The sequence below is a fragment of the Gordonibacter pamelaeae genome (assembly GCF_003340385.1).
In the GTDB taxonomy this organism is placed as follows: domain Bacteria; phylum Actinomycetota; class Coriobacteriia; order Coriobacteriales; family Eggerthellaceae; genus Gordonibacter; species Gordonibacter pamelaeae.
Genome location: NZ_PPTS01000002.1, coordinates 390,912 through 414,444, shown reverse-complemented (window position 1 = coordinate 414,444; position 23,533 = coordinate 390,912). Strand labels below are relative to the sequence as shown.

The 23,533-nt window shown below is 67.2% G+C and carries 21 protein-coding genes; 14 read left to right on the top strand and 7 right to left on the bottom strand.

Annotated features, from left to right (window positions below; translation table 11 throughout):
• Nucleotides 1-176: 176 nt before the first annotated feature.
• From C1877_RS04430 to C1877_RS04415, 4 genes are all read left to right on the top strand, one after another.
• Nucleotides 177-1,559 carry a sodium-dependent transporter gene (locus C1877_RS04430; RefSeq protein ID WP_015540389.1) on the top strand — a complete coding sequence of 461 codons (1,383 nt, stop codon included), beginning with the start codon at nucleotides 177-179 and terminating at the stop codon, nucleotides 1,557-1,559.
• Nucleotides 1,560-1,810: 251 nt separating this feature from the next.
• The gene (locus C1877_RS15880) at nucleotides 1,811-2,164 is read left to right on the top strand and encodes a hypothetical protein (RefSeq protein ID WP_015540388.1); all 354 of its coding nucleotides are present in this window, start codon (nucleotides 1,811-1,813) and stop codon (nucleotides 2,162-2,164) included.
• Between the two features lie 6 nt (nucleotides 2,165-2,170).
• Nucleotides 2,171-3,220: a hypothetical protein gene (locus C1877_RS04420; RefSeq protein WP_114568487.1), complete on the top strand. Its 1,050-nt coding sequence runs from the start codon at nucleotides 2,171-2,173 to the stop codon at nucleotides 3,218-3,220.
• Entirely contained in the window at nucleotides 3,217-4,176 is a 960-nt protein-coding gene (locus tag C1877_RS04415) for a peptidase U32 family protein (RefSeq protein ID WP_015540387.1), read from the top strand. Before C1877_RS04420 ends, C1877_RS04415 begins: the two co-directional genes overlap by 4 nt.
• Nucleotides 4,177-4,229: 53 nt before the next feature.
• Here the strand turns inward: C1877_RS04415 and C1877_RS04410 are convergent, their stop codons facing one another.
• From C1877_RS04410 to C1877_RS04395, 4 genes are all read right to left on the bottom strand, one after another.
• Nucleotides 4,230-4,934 carry a TorD/DmsD family molecular chaperone gene (locus tag C1877_RS04410; protein ID WP_015540386.1) on the bottom strand — a complete coding sequence of 235 codons (705 nt, stop codon included), beginning with the start codon at nucleotides 4,932-4,934 and terminating at the stop codon, nucleotides 4,230-4,232.
• Between the two features lie 142 nt (nucleotides 4,935-5,076).
• On the bottom strand, nucleotides 5,077-6,219 hold the full coding sequence (nrfD, locus tag C1877_RS04405; protein WP_114568486.1) for an NrfD/PsrC family molybdoenzyme membrane anchor subunit: 1,143 nt from the start codon (nucleotides 6,217-6,219) through the stop codon (nucleotides 5,077-5,079).
• Nucleotides 6,220-6,231: 12 nt separating this feature from the next.
• The gene (locus tag C1877_RS04400; protein ID WP_015540384.1) at nucleotides 6,232-6,795 is read right to left on the bottom strand and encodes a 4Fe-4S dicluster domain-containing protein; all 564 of its coding nucleotides are present in this window, start codon (nucleotides 6,793-6,795) and stop codon (nucleotides 6,232-6,234) included.
• A 65-nt stretch (nucleotides 6,796-6,860) separates the two neighbouring features.
• On the bottom strand, nucleotides 6,861-9,290 hold the full coding sequence (locus C1877_RS04395; RefSeq protein ID WP_114568485.1) for a molybdopterin-dependent oxidoreductase: 2,430 nt from the start codon (nucleotides 9,288-9,290) through the stop codon (nucleotides 6,861-6,863).
• Nucleotides 9,291-9,615: 325 nt separating this feature from the next.
• Here C1877_RS04395 and C1877_RS04390 point away from each other — a divergent pair, with 325 nt between their 5' ends.
• From C1877_RS04390 to ychF, 3 genes are all read left to right on the top strand, one after another.
• A complete protein-coding gene (locus tag C1877_RS04390) occupies nucleotides 9,616-10,533 on the top strand; it encodes a LysR family transcriptional regulator (protein ID WP_167536687.1) in 918 nt (305 codons plus the stop codon).
• Nucleotides 10,534-10,588: 55 nt separating this feature from the next.
• Nucleotides 10,589-10,852, top strand: a complete 264-nt coding sequence (locus C1877_RS04385) for a LysR family transcriptional regulator (protein WP_015540381.1) — start codon at nucleotides 10,589-10,591, stop codon at nucleotides 10,850-10,852.
• Between the two features lie 77 nt (nucleotides 10,853-10,929).
• Complete coding sequence (gene ychF / locus C1877_RS04380; RefSeq protein ID WP_015540380.1) at nucleotides 10,930-11,994, top strand: redox-regulated ATPase YchF; 1,065 nt, start codon at nucleotides 10,930-10,932, stop codon at nucleotides 11,992-11,994.
• Here ychF and C1877_RS04375 read toward each other — a convergent pair.
• Nucleotides 11,880-13,871 carry an oleate hydratase gene (locus C1877_RS04375; RefSeq protein ID WP_244909791.1) on the bottom strand — a complete coding sequence of 664 codons (1,992 nt, stop codon included), beginning with the start codon at nucleotides 13,869-13,871 and terminating at the stop codon, nucleotides 11,880-11,882. The two genes, ychF and C1877_RS04375, sit on opposite strands and share 115 nt — an antisense overlap.
• Before the next feature lie 204 nt (nucleotides 13,872-14,075).
• Here C1877_RS04375 and C1877_RS04370 point away from each other — a divergent pair, with 204 nt between their 5' ends.
• The gene (locus tag C1877_RS04370) at nucleotides 14,076-14,567 is read left to right on the top strand and encodes a hypothetical protein (RefSeq protein ID WP_015540379.1); all 492 of its coding nucleotides are present in this window, start codon (nucleotides 14,076-14,078) and stop codon (nucleotides 14,565-14,567) included.
• Between the two features lie 120 nt (nucleotides 14,568-14,687).
• On the opposite strand, the gene C1877_RS04365 is transcribed toward C1877_RS04370, so the two are convergent.
• Entirely contained in the window at nucleotides 14,688-15,614 is a 927-nt protein-coding gene (locus tag C1877_RS04365) for an alpha/beta fold hydrolase (protein WP_015540378.1), read from the bottom strand.
• A gap of 274 nt (nucleotides 15,615-15,888) precedes the next feature.
• Here C1877_RS04365 and C1877_RS04360 point away from each other — a divergent pair, with 274 nt between their 5' ends.
• The 6 genes from C1877_RS04360 (at nucleotide 15,889) to C1877_RS04335 (ending at nucleotide 21,650) form a co-directional block, all read left to right on the top strand.
• The gene (locus C1877_RS04360) at nucleotides 15,889-17,010 is read left to right on the top strand and encodes an aldo/keto reductase (RefSeq protein ID WP_114568484.1); all 1,122 of its coding nucleotides are present in this window, start codon (nucleotides 15,889-15,891) and stop codon (nucleotides 17,008-17,010) included.
• A gap of 420 nt (nucleotides 17,011-17,430) precedes the next feature.
• Nucleotides 17,431-18,297: an ATP-dependent sacrificial sulfur transferase LarE gene (gene larE, locus C1877_RS04355; protein ID WP_244909790.1), complete on the top strand. Its 867-nt coding sequence runs from the start codon at nucleotides 17,431-17,433 to the stop codon at nucleotides 18,295-18,297.
• Entirely contained in the window at nucleotides 18,297-19,079 is a 783-nt protein-coding gene (gene larB / locus C1877_RS04350; RefSeq protein ID WP_114568483.1) for a nickel pincer cofactor biosynthesis protein LarB, read from the top strand. The genes larE and larB overlap by 1 nt, the downstream gene beginning before the upstream one ends.
• Before the next feature lie 5 nt (nucleotides 19,080-19,084).
• Nucleotides 19,085-19,639 carry a nickel pincer cofactor biosynthesis protein LarC gene (gene larC, locus C1877_RS04345; protein ID WP_114568482.1) on the top strand — a complete coding sequence of 185 codons (555 nt, stop codon included), beginning with the start codon at nucleotides 19,085-19,087 and terminating at the stop codon, nucleotides 19,637-19,639.
• A 145-nt stretch (nucleotides 19,640-19,784) separates the two neighbouring features.
• Nucleotides 19,785-20,291 (top strand): GNAT family N-acetyltransferase, encoded by a 507-nt coding sequence (locus C1877_RS04340; RefSeq protein WP_041239744.1) that lies wholly within the window; start codon nucleotides 19,785-19,787, stop codon nucleotides 20,289-20,291.
• Nucleotides 20,292-20,339: 48 nt separating this feature from the next.
• Nucleotides 20,340-21,650 carry an amidohydrolase family protein gene (locus tag C1877_RS04335; RefSeq protein ID WP_154270437.1) on the top strand — a complete coding sequence of 437 codons (1,311 nt, stop codon included), beginning with the start codon at nucleotides 20,340-20,342 and terminating at the stop codon, nucleotides 21,648-21,650.
• Here C1877_RS04335 and C1877_RS04330 read toward each other — a convergent pair.
• On the bottom strand, nucleotides 21,647-23,470 hold the full coding sequence (locus C1877_RS04330; protein ID WP_227155043.1) for a vWA domain-containing protein: 1,824 nt from the start codon (nucleotides 23,468-23,470) through the stop codon (nucleotides 21,647-21,649). The genes C1877_RS04335 and C1877_RS04330 overlap by 4 nt on opposite strands.
• Nucleotides 23,471-23,533 lie beyond the last annotated feature (63 nt).

The window sequence follows — 23,533 nt, the reverse complement described above, 5'->3', positions numbered from 1 at the left end:
CCCACACGGCGCCTTCTGCGAAAACGTGGTCGCCAGGCGGGGTTTTGCCGCTATAATGATGCATTCGGATCGTGGTGCCGAGGGTGAATGTTCGGCGGCGCCCCGTATCCGGGCTCCCGCGGACGCGTCCGCGCAGGGGCACCCTTGCATTGATCGATCGACAACGGAGGTTATCGATGTCTTCTACCGGCACGCCCGCGCGCTCGTCCTGGTCGGGCAAATGGGCGTTCATCCTGGCCGCAGCCGCTTCCGCCGTGGGCCTGGGGAACATGTGGCGCTTCCCGTACCTGGCGGCGAAGTACGGCGGCGGCACGTTCCTGCTCACTTACCTGGTGCTCGTGTTCACGTTCGGCGTGTCGCTGCTGCTCCTGGAGACGGCGCTCGGGCGCACGACGGGGCAGTCGGCCATCGGCGCGTTCAAGCAGTTCGGCAAGAAGTACGCCTTCATCGGCATCCTCGCCTCGGCCGTGCCGTTCATCATCACGCCGTACTACTGCATCATCGGCGGCTGGGTGACGAAGTACGCGGCGGCCTACCTGATCAACGGGCCCGAGGCGCTGGCCGACGGCGGCGACTTCTTCACGGGCTTCATCACCAGCAACACCGAGAGCTTCCTGTGGATGCTCCTGTTCATGGCCATCGTGTTCATCGTGGTGTCGCTGGGCGTGAAGGGCGGCATCGAGAAGGCGAACCTCATCATGATGCCGGCGCTCATCGTCATGGCCGTGGCCATCGCGGCCTACACGCTCATGCAGCCGGGCGCGGCCGAGGGCGCGCTGTACTACCTGGTGCCCGACTTCAGCAAGTTCTCGCCGGAGCTGGTCATCGGGGCGCTCGGGCAGATGTTCTACAGCCTGTCGCTGGCCATGGGCATCATGATCACGTACGGCTCGTACCTCGACCGCAAGTCCAGCCTCACGCAGAGCGTCACGCGCATCGGCTGCTTCGACGTGGGCGTGTCGTTCCTGGCCGGCCTCATGATCGTGCCGGCCGCATTCGTGGCCATGGGCTCGGGCGACGCCGTGGCGGGCGCGGCGGGGCCGTCGCTCATGTTCATCACGCTGCCCGGAGTGTTCGCGGGAATGGGCGACGCGGCCGTGGTCGTGGGCTTCGTGTTCTTCCTGCTGGTGCTGTTCGCGGCGCTCACCAGCGCCATCTCGCTCACGGAGACGTGCGTTTCCATCATCCAGGACGGCGCGGGCTGGTCGCGCAAGAAGGCGCTCGGCACGGTGATCGGCGTGGTCGTGGTGGCGGGCATCTTCGTGAACCTGGGCTACAACGGCTTGTCGTTCATCGAGCCCTTGGGCGCGGGCACCACGCTTTTGGACTTCTTCGACTTCTTCTCGAACTCGGTGCTCATGCCCATCGTGGCGCTGCTCACGTGCGTGTTCATCGGCTGGATCGTGAAGCCGGGGCTCATCGTGAAGGAAGTGAAGCTCTCGAGCCCGTTCAAGGCCGAGAAGGCGTGGACGGTCATGATCAAGTTCGTGGCGCCGGTGCTGGTGGTGGTGATCTTGGTGGCCTACGTGGCCGCGCAGTTCGGGCTGTTCAGCATGTAGCCTGCTCGGCAACCAGAGAAGTGCTTCGCGGGGCGCCCTCGGAAACGGGGGCGCCCCGCTCGTTTTCGGGATGCTGACGGGGCGAGTACGGGCGGGAAAGGGACGCCCGGCGCGGCGGCTCCTGCGCCCGGCGCGCGCTACCATGTTGGGAACGCGGCGCCACCGGCCCATCCTCCGCCGGGAGGCGTCGCGACGGCGGTCCGAGGGGCCGCCTTTTTCAACCGCGCATTCTACGACGAAAGGGGTCTGCCATGATGGAAGACACGATCGACGAGTTGAAGGGCCAGCCGCGCGACGAGGGCTACGGCAAGGGCGAGGGCTACGGGCACGGCGAGGGCGGCCGCGAGGGCGAGGATTACGGCAGGGGCGAGGGCGGCCGCGAGGGCCGTCGAAGCGGCGAAGGGTACGGCGAAGGGCACGGCTCCGGTGAAGGTGGACATGCCGGCGAGCGCTACGGCGAAGGCTCCGGCAAGGAGGCCGGCGAGCAGTACGGCCGCGGCGAGGGCTACGGCGAAGGCTCCGAGCAGGGCGAGCGGTATGCCTCCGGCGAGCGCTACGGCAAGGGCGAGCAGTACGGCCAGGGCGTCGCCGAGAACGAGCAGTAGCCGGCAATGCAATCGATACCCGCGTGCAGCGTGGCCGACGTGGCCGCGGCGGCCCGTGCGCACGGCATGACGCTCTCCACGATGGTGGAGCGCACCATGCAGGCGGCGGGCCGCCGCTCGGTGAGGCGGCTCTACGTCGGCTCCAACTTCTGCAGCCAGTACTTCCTGCGCCAACCCGACCAGGTGTGGCGCGAGGCGTTCTCGCTTTGCCGCCGCGAGGGCATACCGGCCACGCTCGTGGTGCCGGTGTTCTCCCAGAAGGACCTGGCCGAGGCGCGCCGCCGCATCGACGAGCTCGTGGGCGCGAACCGCGGCGTCGTCGACGAGATAACGGTGAACGACGTGGGCATGGTGGCGTACTGCCTCGACCGGTACGGGCTGCCGCTGAACGCGGGGCGCCTGTTCTCGAAGGAGCCGCGCGACCCGCGCTATGCGGAGCTCTTCGAGGAGCGGCATGCGGTGGGCGTTCCCGCGCTCGTCACCGAGCTGTTCCGCCAGGGCGAGCTGCAGGGGCTGGAGCTCGACCCCACGCATGCGGCGCTCGACCTGTCCGAGCTGCGCGGCTACATGCCGCATCTCGAGGTGGGCGTGCACATGCCCTACTGCTATATGTCCACGGGCTCGGTCTGCGAGCTGGCCGGCATCGGCCACCCCGTGCGCGAGAAGTTCCGCCCGAACGCGCCGTGCAAGCTGGAATGCACGCGCTGCGCCATCGGCTACGGGCTGCCGTACGGCGCGCGGCTGCTGAAGCTCGGCCGTGCCGTGTACTTTCCGAACCACAGCTGCACCGTGTGCGAGGGGGAGGACTTCCGCATGATCGTGTCGCCGTTCGACGTGCTGGTGCCGCGTCGCGACGCGCGGGTGGAGCACGGCCCCGCGGCCGTGCGCTTCCAGGAGGCGGAAGGGGCGGGGTGCGGGCGCGCGGCGGCCTGCGCGGCGGCGTCCGCTGGGGACCCGGCGGCGGCGCTCGGCTCGGGCAAAGGTCCGGCGGCCGCGCTCGATCAGGGCGGGGCGGCGGCCTGCATGCCCCTCGCGGCTGCCGGGAGCGCGCGATGAACCCGCTCGTGCCGGTGAACGACCGGGCGTACCTCGGGCGCTATGCCGAGGCGGGCGGCGAGGAGTTCTACGTGGGCTTCCACGATGCGGCCTGGCATGAGCGCTTCGGCGACGTGGCGGACCTCAACCGCATGACGGGCTTCCAGCGTCAGGCGAACCCCTACGGCTTCGACGAGGTGCTCGACATCGTGGACGAGGTGCACGGCCTGGGCAAGAGGCTCTACGTCACCTTCAACGCGAACGCCTACACCAAGGAGCAGCTGGATTTCCTATACGGCTACTTCGAGCGGCTGCACGCGGCCGGCGCGGCGGGGGTCATCGTGTCGGTGCCGGAGGCCGTGGAGCCGGCAGCCGACAGCGGCCTGGCGGTGGTGGCGTCGACCATGTGCGGCGTGTACAACGCCGACATCGCCCGCTTCTACCGCGAGCTCGGCTGCACGCGCGTGATCGTGCCGCGCGACATGGGCCTGGCCGAGATCGAGGCGCTGGCGGAAGCCGTGCCCGACCTGGAGCTGGAGGCGTTCCTCATGCGCAACGGCTGCATCTTCGCGGACGGCTACTGCCTGGGCCGCCACTTCCAGGACCGCAATGCGCTCTGCTGGGACGTGCGCCACGCCGATCGGGAGTTCTACACCGTGGGGCGCGGCAGCGGCCTTTCGCGTGCCGCACGCGAGAACAACGAGGCCTACGGGCGGTTCCACCGTACCGCCTGCGGCCTGTGCGCCGTGTACCGTCTGGAGCGCGCCGGCGTGGCGGCGGCGAAGATCGTGGGCCGCTCGGACGACTCGGCCTGCATCCTGCGCGACATCGAGGCCGTCGTGTGCAACGTGGAGATCGCGCGCGCGTGCGCCGACGAGCAGGAGTACCTCGAGCGCATGGACGTGCCGCCCGAGCGCGCCGCCGCCTGCGCGGACGGCCTGTCATGCTACTACCCGGAGGTGCGGTTCCCCCGTTAAGGAGCCTCTGCGCCTCCCTGGCGGGGGGCGCAGAGGCAGGGCGGGCCCTGCCGCTATGCGCGGTCCTTGAGATACCGTTCCATGAAGACCGCCCCTATCCGGCCGAGCCAGGGGTACACCGTGCCGCACCCCGAGCGCTCGCATGCGCTGAAGAAGTCGGGGACCCAGCTGGTCAGGTGCGGCTCGAATTCGGAGAGCGCCTCCTCCCAGCGCCGGTGCGCGTCGAGGTCGTTGCGCTCGAGTGCCTCGGCCAGGCGGGCGTTCAGGTAGGCCATGAACTCAAGCTCGATGGCGAGGTGGTCTCCCGGCTCGCGCGACCGGCTGCCGTCCAGGGAGAGGCCTGCCGCGCGGTAGCAGCTCTCGGCATGCAGGGCCGCCTCGTTGAGGAAGGGCGTGGAGGGCGTCTCGGCACGGTCGCGCCCATCCCGAAACCTCATCTCGCAGATTGCCACGAGAGGGCGTTCGGGATGGGTGAACAACGCGGTGTAGTCGCGCCGGAGCTCCGTTCTCATTTCGCTTGCCGTGGGGTTTTCCCGACGGAGCGCGCTCTCGTGCGCGAAAGCCGCGCATGAGGGGTCGAGGCCGGCGTCTTCGAAGATGGCGCGCATGTCGTCGAAGACGCTGCCGTCGATGACTCCCTGTGCAAGCTCCTCGGAGGGGCTTAGGAAGAACATCGACGCCAGCCTGAAGAAATCAGCGTATCCTTGGAACCGCAGAAGGTCCGGGTGCATCGGGTTGCCGGTCGCAGCGTTGCTCATCGAGGGTGCTCCTTTGCTCGTACGAAGGGAAAGGGCGGGAGGGCCGGAGGAGGGTGAGGGGAGGGCCTTCCCGCCCGAGGAGGGGTTGGCTGGGGTGCGGGTTGCCGCGCGCGCGGCGGGCATCCGCACCCGGGGGGCGCGACTACTTTCCCAGTTTGAGCTTGGAGATGCCCAACGTGAGGGCGAGCAGTCCGATGCCGATGATGCCGAGCGCCACGCCCCACTCGATCATTGCGGGGAAGTACGCGCCCGCCGGGGCTCCCGGCGCGGCAACGGGGCCCGCGAAGCCGATCAGCGGGTTGTGCAGCTGCGCTTGCAGCATGTTGTACTTCACCAGGAAGATGGATGCAAAGGCCAGGGCGGCTCCCGCGACGTGCAGAGGCTGCGACTTTTGCAGAAGCAGCGCGATGCCGGCTGCGGCGCATGCTGCCTGCATCCAGAAGAAGGGTGCTCCCGGTCCGCTTGTCAGCCAGGCGGCAACGGCGGCCTCTTCGCCCACGGCGATGTACAGGCCGCTGAACGCCTCGGCCAGCGAGAAGGCGAGCTCGGCGACAAGGAACAGGGCGACGGCGCGCGAGAAGCCGCGGGCCACCTTCGCGCTCATGGGCAGATAGCCGCTGCGGTCGAGCATGGCGTACACGATGACGAGCACCGATCCGCCGGCAACGACGGCCGCGATGAAGAACGAGAGCATCAGGCCGGGGTTGTTCCAGGTGGGACGTGCTACCTGGAGCGCGAATGCCAGCGAGGTCACCGTTACCAGCAGGGCGGCGACGAACACGGCGATCGCCAAGGGGCGCACGGAGCTTTCGGCCAACTTGCCTTCGGCCGCTTTGACGAGCGCGACGGTGAACGCGCAGCCCAGCGCCACGTAGGCAATCAGGATGACGGTGTCCCAGAACAAGGGGGACATGATCTGGAAGCTGGTCAGGATGGAGAACGCGCGAAGCGGGTTTCCCGTATCCACCAAGATGAACAGGCCCGCGCACAAGCATCCGTATGCTACGGCGACGAAGGAGGCCACGCGCGCATAGGGGCGGTAAGCTTCCAGGCCGGAGAAGACGAACGGTGCCGAGGCGAACAGCAAGCATCCTGCGGCAACGCCGGTGAACAGCAGGAAGCCGACGATGTAGAGGCCCCAGGTGACGTCGTTGCCCAGGTTTGCCACGTGCAGGCCCTGCATGGTCTGGAAGACGAAGCAGGCGGTTCCCGCAAGGGCGAACGCAGCGAATATCCCAAGCAGGACGGCGGTCGAGGAGCGTTTGATCGTGGTCGATTCAGTCATTGAGGCACTCCTTTACGCCAAGTAGTACACGGAAGGCTCCGTGCCTTTGTCTTCCAGCAAGCGAACGGTGGGACGTCCTGCGATCGCGCGAGACACGTCGCTGCCAGGATCGTCCAGATCGCCCCAGTACCGCGCTCGTCCGGGGCAGTGCTCCATGCAGGCGGGCTCTTCGCCGCGTGCAAGGCGGTTGGCGCAGAAGGTGCACTTCTCCACCGCGCCGGCAACGTGCTTGGGGGCATCGAAGTCGCCCAGGGGGAAGTCAACGGCGTAGGCCGGCTCTTCCCAGTTGAACGTGCGGGCGCTGTAGGGGCAGGCGCCCATGCACATGCGGCAGCCGATGCACTTGTCGACGTCCTGCACCACGATGCCCGTCTTCTCGTCGCGCCAGGTCGCCCCGACCGGGCAGACCTTCGCGCAGGCCGGGTTTGCGCAATGCTGGCACCCGACGGGGTAGTGAGCCATGCTTACCTGGGGATACGTGCCTTTTGCGGTGTCGGGGTAGTCACCTCCGTCGGTCAGCACGCGGTTCCACCACATGTTGTTGGGCAGGTTGTTGTTCGATTTGCACCCGCGCATTCCGTGCAGCCGAAGCACAGCTGCAGGTCGATTGCCATTCCGTAATGCATGCAGGCTCCTCCTTTCTAGACCGTTGCCTTCTCGATTTCGATGAGCGTGTCGAAGTAATAGCTGTTCGCCACCACGGGGGTTACGTTGTATCCCAGCAGGTCGCAGTAGAACCCGTCGACGAACTGGTCAAGATCCCAGCCGTGGTCGATCACGACCATGCCGGGGCGTATGCCGTTGTTGAACCGCACGCGCAGCGTGCAGGTGCCTCGATCGTTGAACATGCGGATGTAGTCGCCGTCGGCGATGCCGCGCGCTTCGCAGTCTACGGGGTTGACGGCAACGTAGGGCTCGTCTTCGAACTCGAGCAGCCAGGGCACGCGCGTGTACTGCGTATGGACCTTGTACTTGCTTCGCTCGGACGTGAACACCAACGGGTACTTCTCTGCCAGGGGGTTTTCCTTCCAGGCCTCCATGGGCGGCTCCCAGTAGGGCAGGCGCTCTTTCATGAAGTCGATCGTCTGGCCGTAGTCGGTGTCGAGCGGGATGGATTCCTGGTAGAACTGCAGGCGCCCCGTCGGCGTGCCGTACGTGCCCTCCTGGCCCATGACGCGATCGTCGGGCTCGAAGGTCAGGACCGATCCCTCTTCCTTCACGCGATCCCAGGTGAGATTGATCTTCTTCGCCGTGGGGTTGTCGAATACGGCGTTCATGAGCTCGTCGATGTCCTTGAAGTCGTACTCCTGCAAATCCATCTTCTCGAACAGCATCTTGAAGATGTCGAAGTCGCTCTTCGACTCGTACAGAGGCTCTGCGGACTTCGCGTTATGGAACACGTAGCGCGTGTCGTCGCCCGAGGCGGTTTCCGTTTCGAAGTAATGGCAGGCCGGCAAGACGATGTCGGCGTAGTTCGTGGTGCTGGTGGAGACCACGTCGGCCACCACCAAAAGCTCGACGTCTTCCAGGAACTTGCGCCAGCGCACGCCTCCCACCTGGGTGCCGAACAGGTTGTGGTCCCAGATGTAGAGGGTCTTGATGTTGATGTCCTTGTCGCCGTATTTTTTGGATTCCATGCAGTTGAGCAGGGCGGGCGAGTAGAACACCTGGCTGCCGGGCGCTCCCTTGGGGTTCGCGAGGCCGTAAGGCATCCATCCGATGGATATCTCGCCGCGGAACATGCCCTTCGCCGTGTTGCCGGGGTGGCCGTACTGGCCGGCGATCATGCACATGGAGAGGATGGACGAGAACGTTGCCATGCCGTTGGTGACGTGGTCGAGGCCAAGGCCTATGTTGACGGAGTTGTGGCCGTCTTGGACCAGGTGGGCAAGTTCCCTGATGGTTTCGACGGGAACGTCGCAGATCTCGGAAGCCTTCTCGGGGGTCCACTCGGACACGCGCTCAAGCAGCAGATCGTATGCCGTTCTCACCTCGATGCCCTCGATGGCGAACGTGCCGCGGATCACCGGGTTGGCAACTTCGCCCAGCGCGCCCAGGGATCCGTCCTCGGCGCGTACGACGCACTTGTCCTCGGGCGCGCCGACCGTGGCCTTGCCTATATCGCTCAGGCGGAGGTATTTGCCGTCCGCCTCCTTGACCAGGCACGGAGCTACGGTGTCCGACTTCAGGAAGTCTTCCTTGGCAAGGCCTTCGTTTACCAAGACATTGGCCATGGCCAAGGCAAGGGCGCCATCGGTGCCGGGGTGGATGGGGACGAGCAGGTCGGCTTTCGAGGCTGCGATGGTGAACGTCGGATCGATGACGATCATCTTGGCGCCATGCTCGACCTTTGCGCGCAGGAAGTAATGAAACGTCTGGCTATCGCCTTCGGAAGGGTTGAATCCCCAGATGAATATATGCTTGGCGTTCTTGAGGTCGTTGCGACCGCCTCCGCCGGCCCCCTTGAACGAGCCTACGATCGGGGGAAACGATGCGTAGAAGACGCGGTCTTGGGCGGCATCGAGCAGCGTTGCGCCCATGGCGGAGCACAGGCGCTTTCCATGTTGGGAGTCGGGGGTGATGTTTCCGGAGCCGCACAGGAAGCCGTTGGCTCGAGGGCCGTGCTTCTCGGCGACCTCTTTCCATTTGTCGGAAATGGTGGTGATGGCCTCGTCCCAGCTGATCTGCTCCCATTTGCCCTCGCCGCGCTCGCCTACGCGCTTCATGGGATATTTCAGGCGGTCTTCAGCATAGACGCGCAGCGCATGGGTCAGCCCCTTGTTGCAAACGCGGGTTACGTCGGGGTCGCTTTGCTTTCTCCGGGACGTCTTGACGATTTTCCCGTCTCGGACGTGCACGTTCATCTGGCAGCCGGCGCCGCAGCCCCCTCGGCAGGTGCCGGGCTTGACGATGTCCTCGCTTGCGCCGGTCTTCTTCTCGTCGGCAACGGCGGGCTGGCTTTCGCACAAGCTCGATCCCAGGCCGGCCGCGATGACTGCCGCGGCAGAGCCCTTCAGAAAGCTCCTTCTCCCAATGGCAGCGCCCAGGATGGTTCCTTCGACATGCTTCATGCGTATGCTTCTCCTTCTTTCTTGAAGTCGCGGTTTTTCGCGGCGAGAACTTGCTGGAGGTTGCAGAGATGCGCAAAGCTTCGCGCGTGAGCTTCGCGGACTCCCCTCAAGCTGTCCTGCGCCTTGCTCCTCGTTAACGGGCGTGAGTATCTTAACGAGGATGCGACAGGGGCGAGCGTTCGCATTTTTTATACGCCGATTCGATTTGGCTTCGCAGGTGGGATGCTTTGCCTGCGAAGAGGTGCGTGAAGCTGTTGCCGGGAAGGGGGACACCCGGTATCATCAAGGCGAATGCTCGGATCGGGATGGTCGGGGGAGGGACGCCGTGAAGCTGGAGCATATCAGGGAGTTCGTCGCATCGGCTCGATGCGACAGCTTCCAAGAGGCCGCAGACGGGCTGTACGTCGCGCGTCCGACGTTGAGCAACCATATGAGGGGTCTTGAGCAGGAGCTGGGGTTCGCCCTGTTCGATCGCTCCGACAGCAACGAGCTCACCGAGACGGGGATGGTGTTCCTTGACGGCATGGAACGGGCGCTGGAGGTAATCGACTCGGGCTTGGAGCGGTGCCATGCGCTTGCGGACCTGCGTGAGGAGCAGGACCCGGTGGTGAACATATCGCTGCGCTGCTCGGTCTTCGAACTGCGCGCTATGCTTGAGAAGAGCTGTCCGTGTCGTTACGCCTTTGCGAGCTACGACAACAAGAGGCCGATGCTGTACCCGTTCACGCAAGAGGGCGCCGATGTCATGGTCATGTACGATCTTGACCTGCTGCCGTCTTTGCGGGCGGAGGCCGCGGGCATGGGTTTGCGCTACGAACGGTACGGGCACGAGCCATGTGCCATCGCGATGAGGAAGGACCACCCGCTCGCGCAGGGCCCCCTGACGCGCGAACGCCTGCGCGGCGTAGAGATAGCCCAGCTCGACGTCATAGAGTCGGAGAGCTGGAAGCGCATCATCGTTCATATGTTGGGCGATGGCATGGACTTGAGGTTCCATCTCATCCCCATGGACAACCTCCTGAGCTTCTGGACCGTCGACTTGGGAGATTCGATCTTCATCTCCATCAAATCGATGCTCTCGCAGTATTTCGCCCGTCGGGAAGGCTACGTGATCAGGGACCTGGTCGACGATGCTCCTTTGCTGATGCCGCGAAGCCTGGTGTACCGGCCAATCTCCGAGCGACCTTGCATAGTGCCGGTCCTCGAGGCGTTTCGCGAGCATCTTTCCCGGGGCGGGCTATGAGGCGGGCGCGGGACGTGCGCAGCGGGCGTTCGAGGTTCGGAAGGGAGGGGCTTCGATGAAAATCGAGCTTTTGAGGGAGTTCGTGGCGCTTGCCCACTACGGCAGCTTCCGGGCGGCATCCGAGAAGCTGTTCGTCTCCCAACCCACGTTGAGCAACCATATCAAGGCGCTTGAGCAAGAGCTCGGCTTCGAGCTGTTCGACCGCTCGCGCGACAACGAGCTGACCGACGAGGGCGCGCTTCTCCTCGATGCGGCCCAGTCGGCCCTGCTGATCATCGATTCCACGCTGGAGGAGTGCCGCAAGAGGTCAGAGGGATAGCCGCGCGTACCTGCACAGCCTCTCTTCATTTGCTATCATGGGACGATACGTTTGCATCGATCGTCAAAGGAAGTCCCATGTCGCTTTCCATCGGTATCGTCGGCCTGCCGAACGTCGGCAAGTCCACGCTGTTCACGGCCCTCACGAACAAGGGCGGCCTTGCGGCCAACTACCCGTTCGCCACCATCGAGCCCAACGTCGGCATCGTGCCGGTGCCCGACGCGCGCCTCGACGCGCTGGCCGAGATCGACCATCCGGCGCGCATCGTGCCGGCCACTGTGGAGTTCGTGGACATCGCGGGCCTCGTGGCGGGGGCGAGCCAGGGCGAGGGCCTGGGCAACCAGTTCCTCGCGAACATCCGCGAGACGGACGCCATCTGCGAGGTCGTGCGCTTCTTCGGCGACCCGGACGTCGTGCACGTGGCGGGCAAGGTGGACCCGCTCTCCGACGTGGACACCATCAAGACCGAGCTGATACTCGCCGACATGGCAACGCTCGAGAAGGCGCTGCCGCGCCTGGAGAAGGAGGCCAAGCGCGACAAGGCGGGTGCGGCCAAGGTGGCCGCCGCGCAGAAGGTGTTCGAGGGCCTGAACGAGGGGCACCGCACCCGCACGCTCGACCTCTCCGATGACGAGCGCGCCGCGCTGCACGATTTGCACCTGCTCACGATGAAGCCGATGCTCTACATCGCCAACGTCGACGAGGACCAGCTGGACGCCGACCTGCCCGAGATCGACGGCTGCGCGCCCGTGCCCATTTCCGCGAAGGTGGAGGCCGACCTGGCCGAGCTCGACCCGGCCGAGGCGCGCGAGTACCTGGAGGCCATGGGCCTCGAGGAGAGCGGCCTGGCTCGCCTCGTGCGCGAGGCGTACAAGCTGCTGGGGTTGCAGAGTTACTTCACGAGCGGCGAGACCGAGACGCGCGCCTGGACCGTCCCCATAGGAGCCAAGGCCCCCCAGGCCGCCGGCGTCATCCACACCGACTTCGAGCGCGGCTTCATCAAGGCCGAGACGGCCGCCTTCGAGGACTACGTGGGCCTCGGCGGCGAGAAAGGCTGCCGCGACGCCGGCAAGCTCCGCCAGGAAGGCAAGGAGTACGTGGTGCAAGACGGGGACGTCATGCACTTCAAGTTCAACGTGTAGAGGCGCCTGCCGGCGTCCTGCTTGGCCGCATGCCCCTCTTCAGCAGGGGCATGCGGCTTTGAAACGTTTAGTGCATGCCGGGGTACACCGCTCCGGTGGCGGGCGCGGATGCGTTGGCGCCGTCGGACGGGATCACGCCGAACTCGGCCAGCAGCCCGTAGAGGTCGGTACCCTTGAGCTTCTCGAGGGGGGTTCATCTCCATGTCGGTGACGGGCTTGCCGTCCCTGATGAGCGTCGTGGCGTTCAGCAGGTCGCGGATGTCGAACGCGCTGCCCCACACTTCGGGCACGCCGCGGTCGACGTTGCACAGCGTGTAGACCGCCTCCATGCCGGTGCGCATGGAGTACTCGGTGGTGAAGATGGTGTCGCGCGGCGTTTCGGCGAACTGGCCGATGAACGCGAAGTTCACCGCGCCTTCGGGCACGACGTCGGGGCGGTCGCCAGCGGCGCGCGGCATGAAGAACGCCGTGATGTAGGGCATCATGCACGGAACCGTGTTGGCGCTGTTCTCGGCGAGCTCCTCGATCTGCGATTCGGGAACGCCCAGGTGGTACAGCCATTCCATGCAGACCTCCTTGCCGGTGCATTCGCGCAGGGCCTTCTTCACGTAATTCCCGGGCACATCGGTGAACAGGCCGTACAGCCAGCCGCACAGCTCGTTGCCGGGTTGGGCGCGGAACTGGGGCTGCCGGTTGAATGTCCAGCTCAGAAGCCAGTTCGAGTCTTTGGCGGTGACGATGCCGCCGGTTACGACGCCTCCCGAGAACGGATCGCGGCGGCAAATCCTCTCGATGTAGGGGACGATCTTCTCGTCGAGCGTCGTGACGGTGGCGCTCATCCAATTGGACTTCTCCGGATCGCCGATGAACTTTTCGGGGCGCCCGAACGACGGATCCTGCCGGGCGATGCGCCGCCACAGGTCGAACCCGGTTCCCGGTTCGAGCACGGTGTTGAACTGCGCCGGCTCGTCTTGCGACCCGAAGGACGAGTTGGCCACGCAGCTGCCGTTGGTGATGAACAGGAGATCGTTCTCGGAGAGGTGGAAGGCCTTGGGCGCTCCCTCGCATATCGTCTGCACCTCGGTGGCCACTTTGCGCTCCTCGGTGCTGGAGAACGTGACGTCGACGACTTCGGTGTTCAAATGGAACTGCACGCCGTGGCCCTTCAAGTAGTTCACCGTGGGCAAGATGAGGGATTCGAACTGGTTGTAGCGGGTGAAGCGCAGCGCGCTGAAGTCGGGCAGGCCGCCGACGTGGTGCACGAAACGTTGGATGTAGCGCTTCATCTCGAGCGCGCTGTGCCAGTTCTCGAATCCGAACATGGTGCGCCAATACAGCCAGAAGTTGGAATCGAGCACGTCGTCGGAGAAGTAGTCGGTGATGGCCTTGTCGTCGAGCTGCTCTTCGGGAGTGAAGAACAGGTTCATGATCTCCCTGCACGCCTTGTCGGACAGGCCGAACGTGTTGTCGAGACCGGCGTCTTCGCCCCGGTTGACCGTCGCGCGGCACAAGGAGTAGTTGGGGTCTTGCTTGTTCAGCCGGTAGTAGTAATCGAGGATGCTCATGCTCTCGTCCTCGATGGAGGGTATGGAGCGGAACAGGTCCCACATCACCTCGAAGTGGTTGTCCATCTCGCGCCCGCCGCGCATGGTGAAGCCGATCTGGGGATATTCCCATCCGTCGCAGGCTCCGCCCGGCACGGCGTCGCGTTCGAATATATGTACGCGCGAGCCGTCCATCTGAGCGTCCCGAATAAGGTAGCAGGCGGCCGTCAAGCCGGCCAACCCGGTGCCGACGATGTAGGCCGATTTGTCCTCGATGCCCTCTGGTTTTGCCGGATGGGCGAACGCTTCGTAGTTTCCGCTGGAATAGTACACGGGCTCTCCAATCTCTCAAGGTGAAGGTACGGCCCCATTGTGATGCGGGGTGCTCGTGGGCGAGGGAGGCGTATCGAGCTGATGACGTGCCGTTTGCGGGAGGTCATCAGGAGGCGTTGCCTCGAACGAGCGGTTCCCGCACCGGCTGCTCGGGTATACTTGATCGTGTGCGGGCGGGCTGGGACGAGATGGGAGGGCGCGCGTATGGACGAGTTCGTCAAGGCGCTGGTGAGCGACGGCAGGAGCCCGGAGCTTCCGGAGGAGCACGACTGGTTCGGGAAGCTTGTCGGTTCTTGGAGGTTGGACTACCTCGATCGCAACCTGTCCTCTTCGGTCGAAGGAGAGTGGATCTTCGCTCGGGTGCTCGAGGGCATGGGCATCCAGGACGTGATCATCCTGCCGGCGCGCGACGTGCGGACGGAGACGCCGCATCCCCTCGCCGAGTACGGCACCTCACTGCGCGTCTACAACCCGGGCACGCATGCATGGGACGTCGCCTACGCTTACGCGGGGAAGATCTTCCGGCTCGAGGCGCGGCGTGAAGGCGACATGGTCGTCCTCACGAACCTTGGCGACAGACGGCATAAATGGGTGTTCGCGTCCATCGAGGACGACCGCTTCCATTGGCAGAACGTCAACGTGCGCGACGATGGCTCCTGGCACGTGAACGCCGACATTTACGCCGAGCGCGTCTAGGGGGCGTGACAGGGGGACGGGGATAATGTCACGCTCCCTTTCGCTTCTCTCGGCTGTGGCGCGTCGCGGAGCGTGACATTATCCCCGTCCCCCTGTCACGCCCTTGTCACACCTTCGCGTCTACAGGTGCATCATCAGCCAGCTGATGAGGTCCTCCTCGACCTCGAACTTGAGGTCGTCGTAGTTGTGGATCTCGTGGCGGTAGCCGGTGTAGAGCTTCGTGGTCACCTCATGCCCCGTGTCGGCCAGCCAGTTGGCGCACTGGTAGACGCCCTCGCCGTAGTTGCCCACGGGGTCCTGGTCGCCGGCGACACAGAGGACGGGCAGGTCGGCGGGCACCTTCGCCGCCCACTCGGTGCCTTCGATGCAAAGCATCATGTCGATGAAGTCGCGCAGGCTCACGTTGTGCGTGGGATGCGTGAACGCGTCGAAGGGGTCCTCGGCGTGGTCCTTCTGCACGGAGGGGTCGTGGCAGATCCACTCGTTGCCGAGGGAGGCGCCCTCCTCGCAGCGGGCGAACATCCAGCCCATCAGCTCGCCCACGAAGGCCGGGTCGCTCTCGTGGCCCTTGCCGGCGGCGATGGCCTCGTCCAGCTTCGCGCGCACCTCGTGCGTGTTCTTGAAGATGCCGGTGGTGCCGCAGTAGACGGCGCCGGCCAGCTCGTCGCCGTACTTCGCGCTGAAGTCGCGCGCGATCATCGAGCCCATGGAGTGGCCGAACAGGAAGTAGGGCAGGTCGGGGTACTTCTCGCACACGAGGTCCTTGAACCGCTTCTCGTCCTCCATCATGGTGTGCGGTCCCGCGTCGCCCCAGTCGCCCCAGGTGCCGTTCGCGATGGCGGTTGCGCCGTGGCCCACGTGGTCGTCGGCGGCCACGATGAAGCCGGCGTCCATGAGCGCCACGATCATATGGAAGTAGCGGCGGGAATGCTCGCCGAAGCCGTGGATGAGCTGCACCACACCCTCGGGCTCGCAGGCAGGGACGTAGACCCAGCCCGTCACCTGGTCCCGGTCGTTCGACGATGGAAAGCTTATCTCGTGCAGCATGGCAAGTCCCTTCTCTCGCGTTCACGGAACGGCGCACGTGGAACGGCGGCCGTGGGTCGGCGCCCGCGAACCGGCGCCAGCGGGCCGCCTTCCTGCGGGCAGGCTCGCATGGGCTCCGTTGGGTGCCTGCGCCCATTATCGCAGACGGGAGCCTTTCGGGCTCCGTGTTTTTCGCAACGCGCCTTGCGGCCACACGCCGTTTTGCGATAATGGGTCAGATGCGCGCCGGATTTTTGGCGCGGCGGGGACGGCGTCGGGAGAAAGCGGGAAATCGATGGGCGAGATCGGGAAGCTGGGCTTCGGGTTCATGCGGCTGCCAGAGGTGGAAGGGGCGGACGGCTCCAAGGAGATCGACCTCGACACGCTAGCCGGCATGGTGGACACGTTCATGAACGGGGGCTTCACGTACTTCGACACGGCGCGCGGCTACCATGGGGGCCGTTCGGAGGCGGCGCTCAAGGCCGCGGTGGTCGACCGCTACCCGCGCGAGTCGTTCCAGGTGGCCACGAAGCTGCCGGCGTGGATGGCGAAGGACGCGGCCGACGCGCGCGCGATGTTCGACGCGTCGCTCGAACAGACGGGCGCAGGCTACTTCGACTTCTTCTTGCTGCACAACCTGGGCGAGGAGCGCACGCGCCTGTTCGACGACTGGGGGCTGTGGGACTACCTGGCCGAGAAGAAGCGCGAGGGGCTCGTCCGCAACCTGGGCTTCTCCATACACGACAAGGCCGACGCGCTGGAGGCGGTGCTCGACGCGCATCCCGAGGTCGACTTCGTGCAGCTGCAGGTGAACTACGCGGACTGGGAGAGCGAGACCGTGGAGTCGCGCAAGTGCTACGAGGCGGCGCGCGCCCGCAACCTGCCCGTCGTGGTGATGGAGCCGGTGAAGGGCGGCTCGCTGGTGAAGCTGCCCGACGATGCGGCCGCCGTGCTGCGCAACGCCGCGCCCGACGAGCCGCTGGCGGCTTGGGCGCTGCGCTTCGCCGCGTCGCTGCCCGGCGTGCTCACGGTGCTCTCGGGCATGTCCACGCCCGCTCAGGTGGAGGAGAACGTGCGCACCATGCGCGCCTTCCGCCCCGTCGGCCCCGAGGAGCGCGCGGCGCTCGACCACGTGCGCGCCATCCTGGACGGCATCCCCACGGTGCCGTGCACCGACTGCCGGTACTGCCTGAAGTCGTGCCCGCAGGGCGTGCGCATCCCCGCCGCGCTCGCATCGCTCAACATACTGGCGCTGTACGGCGACGAGCACCGCGCGCAGGAGAACTACGACTGGAACGCCTCGGCGGGCCCGGCGTCGTCGTGCGTCGCGTGTGGCGCGTGCGAGGACGTGTGCCCCCAGCGCATCGGCATCGTGCGCGAGCTCGTGCGGGCGGCGGGGCTGTTCGAGAAGAGGTGAGGCGCGTCGTGCCGATTGGCTTCCCGTGCAGTGCGGGGAGGGGAGCGCCGGTCCTGGTCGGCCGCGGGAGGGACGGGCGTCGAGTGCGGCTGTCGGAGGGGAGCGGGCGCTGACCGCAGCCGGCTGGAGGGGTTGCCGCGAAAATCGGCCTCTTCTGCCAAAAACGAGGCGGTTTGGCAATCTTGAGGCGCGTCTTCGTATTCGAAAAGCGGGCTGTGCGGATGAAATACCAGGTCGTCGGCGATCGACTGCTCTGTCACTCGTTGCCGCGATTGCCAAACCGCCTCGTTTTTGACACGGCGGGGCGTTTGACGCTACCGTGCGCCTTGCCGCGGGACCATGTGGAACCGATAGCCTGCTTGACTTGGAGCACGCTCCAAGTTGTATGGTGGGTGAAACCTTGTGGGAAGGAATGCATCGATGTTCGAACAGGATGAGGCCCCGTTCGTCGGCCTCGGCCAGGAAGCGGGCGCGGAGGCGCTCGACGCCTTCTTCGCGCGCACGCCGCGGCTGGCCGTGGCGTTCTCGGGCGGGTGCGATTCTTCGTATCTGGTGGCAGCGGCGCGCCATGCCGGCGTGGACGTGCGGGCCTACCTCGTGCGCACGGCGTTCCAGCTGCCCTGCGAGATAGCCGACGCCGAGCGGTTGGCGGCCGAACTGGGCTTCGAGCTGGCCATCGTCGACGCCGATGTGCTGGCAGAGGACGCCATCTGCGCGAACCCTCCCGACCGCTGCTACCGGTGCAAGCGCTTCATCTTCTCCACGATACTGAAGCGCCTCGAGGAGGACGGCCTCGCCGGCACGCCCCTGGCCGACGGAACGAATGCGACGGACGACCCCGCCCGCCGCCCGGGCTTCCGCGCGCTGGCCGAGCTGGACGTGGTATCGCCGCTGCGCCGTGCGGGCCTGGGCAAAGACGACGTGCGGGCGGCCTCGCGGGGGCTCGGGCTGTTCACGGCGGGCAAGCCCAGCTTCTCGTGCCTGGCCGTGTACGTGCCGGAAGGGGAGCGCATCACGGCGGCATCGCTCAAAGCGGCGGCGCGCTCGCCCGAGGTGGTCTCGCGGCTCGTGACGCGCAACGCGGCTATCGGGGTCGACCTGGACACCGTGTACTCGGCCGACGGCGTGGTCGCCCATCTGGTGGAAGGCGCGGAAGGCGGTCAAGGCGCCGCCGGTGCGACCGCGGCCGGCGCGCCTGCTGGCGGGAAGGCGCCGAATGCCGCCGCTGCGGCTGCTTTCGGCGGGGCAAGGGCTTTCGGCGGAATGGAAGCGGAGGGGGTGCGCTGATGGACGAGCGCGAGATGCGCGCGATGCTGGCGGCGGTGGCGGACGGGTCGCTCGACCCGGACGAGGCGGCGCTGCGCCTGAAGACGGCCCCGTTCACGGATCTGGGCTACGCGAAGGTGGACCACCAGCGCGGCATGCGGCAGGGCGTGGCCGAGGTCGTGTACGGGGCGGGCAAGACTCCCGCGCAGATGGCGGGCATCGTGGCGAGCATGCGCGCGGCGGGGCAGGGGCGCGTGCTGGTCACGCGGCTCGCGCCCGAGGCGGCCGAGGGGCTCCGGGCGCTTCTGGCGGAATCGGACCCGGAGGCGGCCGAGGCGTTCGCCTACCACGAGCTGCCGCGCATCGGCCTGGTGGGCGGCCTTCCCGAGCCCGACGGCAACGGGCCTGTCGTGATCGCGGCGGCCGGCACGAGCGACCTGCCCGTGGCCGAGGAGGCCGCGCTCACGGCCGAGGTGCTGGGCAATGCCGTCGTGCGCTTGTACGACGTGGGCGTGGCCGGCATCCACCGATTGCTGGCACATGCGGACGACATCGCGTCGGCGCAGGTGGTGGTGGCCGTGGCCGGTATGGAGGGGGCGCTCGCGTCCGTGGTGGGCGGCCTGGCGTCGTGCCCGGTCATCGCCGTGCCCACGTCCGTGGGCTACGGCGCCTCGTTCGGCGGCGTGGCGGCGCTGCTGGCCATGCTGAACTCGTGCGCCTCGGGCGTGTCCGTGGTGAACATCGACAACGGCTTCGGCGCCGGATACCAGGCGTCGGCCATCAACCACCTGAAAGCGAAGTGAATGCCATGACCACGCTCCATCTCGACCTGACCCGCGACGCCACGCGCCGATCCCTGCTTTCCGACCTGCGCGGGCGGCTGGATGCCGACGCCCGCACTGCGCTCGATGCCGCCGTGGAGGCGGCGGGCGTGCCCGAGCGGCACCACCACGACCTGCCCGACGTGCTGGCCACGATCGATGGCCTGCAGGCGAGCGACCGCGTGAAGGACGACATGCGCGCTGTATACCGCATCCTCGCCGAGGCCGAGGCCTCGGTGCACGGGTGCGCGGTGGACGAGACGCACTTCCACGAGGTGGGCAACGGCGAGGCCGTGCGCAACGTGTGCGCCGTGTGCCTGGCCGTGGAGGCGCTTGCGCCCGAGCGCATCGCGGCCACGCCCGTGCAGGTGGGCAGCGGCACGGTGACGTGCGCCCATGGCGAGCTGCACATCCCCGCGCCGGCCACGGCCGCCATCCTCGCGGCCGGCATACCCGTGTGCACCGAGCGCCTGGACGGCGAGCGCTGCACCCCCACGAGCGCAGCCCTCATCAAGCATTTCGTGGACGAGTTCGATGCCTGACGTCGGAGATCCCGTGCTTCTCAGACCCCGCGATGCACGGGGCCAGGCCGCGGGGTCCAAGGCACGGGACGCAAGGAGCTCGGGTGTCGGAACCCGGGACGTTGGCGGGCGGGGCGGCAAGGTAGTCCTCGAGACCGAGCGCCTCGTGCTGCGCGAGATGGTGCCGGATGATTTCGATGCTCTCTGTCGCACGCTGCAAGATGCGGAGGCCATGTATGCCTACGAGGGCGCGTTCTCGGATGCCGAGGTGCGCGCGTGGCTCGACCGCCAGATCGCGCGCTACCGCGACGACGGTATCGGCCTTTGGGCGGTCGAGCTGAAAGAGACGGGCGAGTTCATCGGCCAGTGCGGCCTGACCTGGCAGGACTTCGACGGCGGACGGGTCATGGAAGTGGGCTACCTCTTCGAGCGCGCGTTCTGGCACAACGGGTACGCCACCGAAGCCGCCCGCGCCTGCCGCGACCACGCGTTCGATGTGCTGGGCGCCGACGAGGTGTTCTCCATCGTCCGCGACACGAACGAAGCGTCCCTCGCCGTCGCCCATCGCAACGGCATGCGGCAGTGCGGCGCCCTCGTCAAGCACTACCGCGGTGTGCGCATGCCGCACCTCGTGCTCTCGGTGACGCGCGTCGAGCGTGACGGGGTATACTGACTCTGACGGAAAGCGCGCCGCGCACACGGCGAGGAAGGCGGGAAGATCATGGCGTACGTTCTCACGCATGCGACGGTGCTCGACGGCACGGAGCAGATGGAGCCCCAGCCCAACATGACGGTGGTAGTGGACGACGGCGGGCGTATCGACCGCGTGGGGCCGGCGGCCACCACGGTGGGGCCGATGGGCGCGCGCGAGGTCGACCTCGGCGGCGCGTATCTCATGCCGGGCCTGATCAATGCGCACGTGCACCTGTGCGGCTCGGGCAAGCCCATGAGCGCGGGCGGCGCGGGCGACCTCATCGACAAGGTGGTGGGCAACCCGGTGGGCATGTGGGCGCTGCGCCGCATGATCCGAGGCCACGCCCAGGCGCAGCTGGCGAGCGGCGTGACCACCGTGCGCAGCGTGGGCGACCCCGGCTTCGCCGACGTGGACGTGCGCGACGCCATCGACGCGGGCAAGTTCCCCGGGCCGCGCCTGCTCACCTCCGGCGTGGGCGTCACGGTGCCGGGCGGCCACGGCGCGGGGCTGTTCGCGCACATAGCGAAGACGCCCGAGGACGCCCGCGAGATCGTGCGCACCTGCTTCGCGCACAACTGCGACCTGGTGAAGCTGTTCGTTACGGGCGGGGTGTTCGACGCCGAGGTGGAGGGTGAGCCGGGCGTGCTGCGCATGTCGCCCGAGATCGCGCACGCCGCCGTGGACGAGGCGCACAAGCTGGGCATGCCGGCGGCCGCGCACATCGAGAGCGCCGAGGGCGTGCGCGTGGGCCTGGAGGCCGGCGTGGACACCATCGAGCACGGGGCGGAGCTGGACGAGGGGCTGATAGCGCTCTTCAAGGAGAATGGCGTCGGCCGTGCCTCGTCGCTCACCTGCACCGTCTCGCCGGCGCTGCCGTTCGTGGAGCTGCCTCCCGATAAGACGAAGTCCACCGAGGTGCAGAAGGCGAACGGCCGCATCGTCTACGAGGGCATCGTGCGCGCCGCGCAGCAGGCGCTCGCGGCCGGCATCCCCGTGGGCCTGGGCACCGACTCGTCGTGTCCCTACATCACGCACTACGATATGTGGCGCGAGGTGGTGTACTTCGAGCGCCTCGTGGGCGCGTCGCGCCAAATGGCGCTGCACACCGCCACGCTCGGCAACGCGCGCATCCTGGGGCTGGGCGAGGAGACGGGATCCATCGCGGAGGGCAAGGCCGCCGACCTCATCGTGACGAAGGAGAACCCGCTGGAGAACCTGGAGGCCCTGCGCGACGTGGGTATGGTGATGGCACGCGGCAGGCTCGACGAGCATCCCCGCGTGAAGCGCATCCCCGAGCTGGACGCCGAGCTCGACGGCTTCCTGCCGAAGCCCTGCTAGCGGTTGATTCGGCCCCCGTCCGCGTACGGTGAGGCCGCCGCGGGTTCGCGCGAGCGGAGGGCGAGGGCGTCCAGCAGGCGGGCGAACTCCGCGCGCTCCTCGCTGTCGGCGGCATCCACCAACTCGCGGGCCGACTGGAACGTCGCCGTGCCCGCATGGGGCGATTGGCGCAGCACCATGGCGCACTCGGCGACGGCGGCGGCAAGGCGCCAGTCGGTGCTCGGCTCGGCGGTATGGTCGGCGCGCCCGACGACGCGCGCCTGGTTCTGCGCCGCGTCCCCGCCGGCGGGGCGGTAGCGCACGGAGCAGGTGAGCCACTCGCTGCCGTCGGTGCAGATGGCAAGGCCGCCTTCCCCGCCGTCGCCCGGCGCGCCCGCCGCGCCCGTCACGGCATCTCCCGCCCTTGCGACGTCGCCGTCCGAGCGGCCGTACTTCAGCTGCGGGACGGCCACCTCGAACGGCGAATCGGCCGGCACCACCTCGTAGGCCACGGTGAACGCGTGCCCCGCGCCCACCTCGCCGGCGTCGGCCGCATCGTCCAGGAAGTCCTCGTCGGCCAGCGCGCGGTTCTCGTAGCCGATGAGCCGGTAGCCCTTGACCTGGGCTGGGTTGAACTCCAACTGCAGCTTCACGTCGTCGGCCAGCGGGGTGAAGTTCGCCAGCAGGTTGCGGCCGAGCACGCGCCGGGCCTCTTCGGCGCAGTCGATGTAGTGGTAGGAGCCGTCGCCGTGGTCGGCCAGCACCTCCATCTTGGCGTCCTGGTAGTTTCCCGTGCCGAACCCGAGCACCGATAGGTACACGCCGTGCCCGCGCCGCCCGTCCACGAAGTCGTGCAGCTCGTCCTCCGAGGCCATGCCCACGTTCAAGTCGCCGTCGGACGCCATGACGATGCGGTTCACGCCGCCTTCGACGAAGTTCCGCTCGGCCACGTCGTAGGCCGTGCGCAGGCCGGCCTCCCCGTTCGTGGAGCCCTCGGCCCGCAGGTTGCCCACCGCGCGCAGGATGCGCTGCCGGTCGGCGCCGCTCGCGCCCTCCAGCACCACGCGTTCCTCGCCGCTGTACGTGACCAGGGACACGCGGTCGTTCTCGCCCAGGCCTTGCACGAGCGTGGCGAACGCCTCCTGCAGAAGCGGCAGCTTGTCGGCATCGGCCATGGAGCCGGACACGTCGATCAGGAACACGAGGTTCGAGCCGGTTTCGGGCGCAGTCTCGGCCGGGGTGGTGGCGAAGCCCATGACCAGGAGCTTCGTGTCGGGGTTCCACGGACAGTCGGCCATCTCGGCAGAGATACCGAACAGGTCGTCGCCCTCGGGCGGGGCGTAGCGGTAATCGAAGTAGTTCAGCAGCTCCTCGGTGCGCACGGCGCCTGCGGGTATGTCGGCGGGCCACGCCCCGTCGCGCACCATGCGGCGCAGGTTGGCATAGGAGGCCGTGTCCACGTCGGCGGAGAACGTGGAGAGCGGCCGTGCGGCCGTGGACACGAAGCCGGGCTCCTCAGTGTTCGCGTACCCCTCGCCGGCGTAAGGGTCGGGGGGTGCGCCGCCGTCGGGCGCGGGAGGGCAACCGGCGGACGCGCTGCCCGCATTCAAGCCGGCCGCGCTAGAGGCTTCCGGCGCCGATTCGTCCCGGGCTGCGCCGAGGGCGTGGAATTCCTCGCACGACGCCGCCTGGGGGCTGGCTGGGAGCGTGCTGCAGTACCAGGCGCCCGCCGCCAGCACCGCCGCCAGCGCGACGGCTCCTGCGACGAGCAGGCGGGCATGCGGGCGGCGCGGGGCGGGGGATCGGCGCCCGTTCGCACGGGCGGGCATGGAGGCTTTCATGGGCGTTCCCTTTCTCGCTTGCTGCCCTTAACACGATCGGGGATGCCGGTTTGTCGGGGAGAT

What these genes read in the sequence shown, in the direction of transcription:
- C1877_RS04430 (WP_015540389.1), top strand. Translation starts at nt 177, where the DNA reads ATGTCTTCTACCGGCACGCCCGCGCGCTCGTCCTGGTCGGGCAAATGG.
- C1877_RS15880 (WP_015540388.1), top strand. Translation starts at nt 1,811, where the DNA reads ATGATGGAAGACACGATCGACGAGTTGAAGGGCCAGCCGCGCGACGAG.
- C1877_RS04420 (WP_114568487.1), top strand. Translation starts at nt 2,171, where the DNA reads ATGCAATCGATACCCGCGTGCAGCGTGGCCGACGTGGCCGCGGCGGCC.
- C1877_RS04415 (WP_015540387.1), top strand. Translation starts at nt 3,217, where the DNA reads ATGAACCCGCTCGTGCCGGTGAACGACCGGGCGTACCTCGGGCGCTAT.
- C1877_RS04410 (WP_015540386.1), bottom strand. Translation starts at nt 4,934, where the DNA reads ATGAGCAACGCTGCGACCGGCAACCCGATGCACCCGGACCTTCTGCGG.
- nrfD (WP_114568486.1), bottom strand. Translation starts at nt 6,219, where the DNA reads ATGACTGAATCGACCACGATCAAACGCTCCTCGACCGCCGTCCTGCTT.
- C1877_RS04400 (WP_015540384.1), bottom strand. Translation starts at nt 6,795, where the DNA reads ATGCGCGGGTGCAAATCGAACAACAACCTGCCCAACAACATGTGGTGG.
- C1877_RS04395 (WP_114568485.1), bottom strand. Translation starts at nt 9,290, where the DNA reads ATGAAGCATGTCGAAGGAACCATCCTGGGCGCTGCCATTGGGAGAAGG.
- C1877_RS04385 (WP_015540381.1), top strand. Translation starts at nt 10,589, where the DNA reads ATGAAAATCGAGCTTTTGAGGGAGTTCGTGGCGCTTGCCCACTACGGC.
- ychF (WP_015540380.1), top strand. Translation starts at nt 10,930, where the DNA reads ATGTCGCTTTCCATCGGTATCGTCGGCCTGCCGAACGTCGGCAAGTCC.
- C1877_RS04370 (WP_015540379.1), top strand. Translation starts at nt 14,076, where the DNA reads ATGGACGAGTTCGTCAAGGCGCTGGTGAGCGACGGCAGGAGCCCGGAG.
- C1877_RS04365 (WP_015540378.1), bottom strand. Translation starts at nt 15,614, where the DNA reads ATGCTGCACGAGATAAGCTTTCCATCGTCGAACGACCGGGACCAGGTG.
- C1877_RS04360 (WP_114568484.1), top strand. Translation starts at nt 15,889, where the DNA reads ATGGGCGAGATCGGGAAGCTGGGCTTCGGGTTCATGCGGCTGCCAGAG.
- larE (WP_244909790.1), top strand. Translation starts at nt 17,431, where the DNA reads ATGTTCGAACAGGATGAGGCCCCGTTCGTCGGCCTCGGCCAGGAAGCG.
- larB (WP_114568483.1), top strand. Translation starts at nt 18,297, where the DNA reads ATGGACGAGCGCGAGATGCGCGCGATGCTGGCGGCGGTGGCGGACGGG.
- larC (WP_114568482.1), top strand. Translation starts at nt 19,085, where the DNA reads ATGACCACGCTCCATCTCGACCTGACCCGCGACGCCACGCGCCGATCC.
- C1877_RS04335 (WP_154270437.1), top strand. Translation starts at nt 20,340, where the DNA reads ATGGCGTACGTTCTCACGCATGCGACGGTGCTCGACGGCACGGAGCAG.
- C1877_RS04330 (WP_227155043.1), bottom strand. Translation starts at nt 23,470, where the DNA reads ATGAAAGCCTCCATGCCCGCCCGTGCGAACGGGCGCCGATCCCCCGCC.